Raw genomic sequence first — 1,035 nt, 5'->3', positions numbered from 1 at the left:
TTAGTAATTCATCTGGTGATAGTAACGACGCGTGGTGAGCGGGTGGTTGCGGACGTGCTCGAGATGGCAGCTCAGGCGCTCGGTGATGGTGTAGGTGACCATCGGGGAGACGATCTTGCGGAACTCGGGGTCGCTGAACGGCAGCTCGACCTCGGCGGTGTCGAACTTGTTCACGCGGACATGGACGCCCTTCTCGTCGGCGAGCATGTGAGTGAAGTTGTCCACGCGGTCCATGAGCTTGCGGGTGTCGTCCTCGCCGTAGAGCATGATGAGGCTCGTGCCCTCCTCGCACAGCTCGATGGTGCCGTGGAAGAACTCGGCGGCGTGGATGGACTTGGTCTTGATCCACTGCATCTCCTCGAGGATGCACATGGCGTAGTCGTAGGCCTCGCCCCAGAGCATGCCGGAGCCGATCACCATGTGGTAGTCGGTGTCCTTGAAGTCCTCGGCCATGGCGGCGCAGCGCTCGTCCTGGGCGTCCTTGGCCTTGATGAGGTACGGGGCGATGTTGCCGAACTCCTCCATGAAGGTGTCGTACTTGGGGAAGGCGCCGGCGTTCTTGAGGAAGCGGGCGACCAGCGTGATCTGGTAGGTGTAGATGGCCTCGCACAGGACGTCGTCCTCGGCGAAGCTGAAGAACTTGTAGTCGGCGTACTCGGTGGCCGGGGTGTTGTCGTTGGAGACGTACATCAGCGTGCGGGCGCCCTGCTCCTGGCAGAACTTGGCGGCCTCGATGATCTCGGGGGTGGTGCCGGTACGGGTGGAGAAGACGCAGACCGAGTCCTTGGTGAAGGCCTTGGGCGGGCACGCGAGGAACTCGGCGGCGATCTCGCAGTGGACGTCGACGTCGGCCGTGGTGGTCTCGACCCAGTACTTCATCGGGAGCGTGTGGGCCCAGGTGCCGCCGCAGCCGATGAAGAAGATGTTGGAATAGCCCTGCTCGCAGACCTCGTCCACGGCAGCCTCAATCTGAGGACGGAGAGCGAGGGCATCGCTCACAACCTTCTCGTAACGAGGCTCATCGAAATTGAACAT

At 62.1% G+C, this 1,035-nt stretch carries 1 protein-coding gene; it reads right to left on the bottom strand.

Going from position 1 to position 1,035, the window contains the following annotated elements; translation table 11 throughout:
- A partial coding sequence (locus tag DW024_RS09910; protein ID WP_117797216.1) for an SIS domain-containing protein occupies positions 1-1,035 on the bottom strand: 1,035 nt, incomplete at its 5' end.

The sequence above is a fragment of the Collinsella sp. AF37-9 genome (genome assembly GCF_003475115.1).
In the GTDB taxonomy this organism is placed as follows: domain Bacteria; phylum Actinomycetota; class Coriobacteriia; order Coriobacteriales; family Coriobacteriaceae; genus Collinsella.
This window is presented reverse-complemented; position numbering and strand designations above follow the sequence as displayed.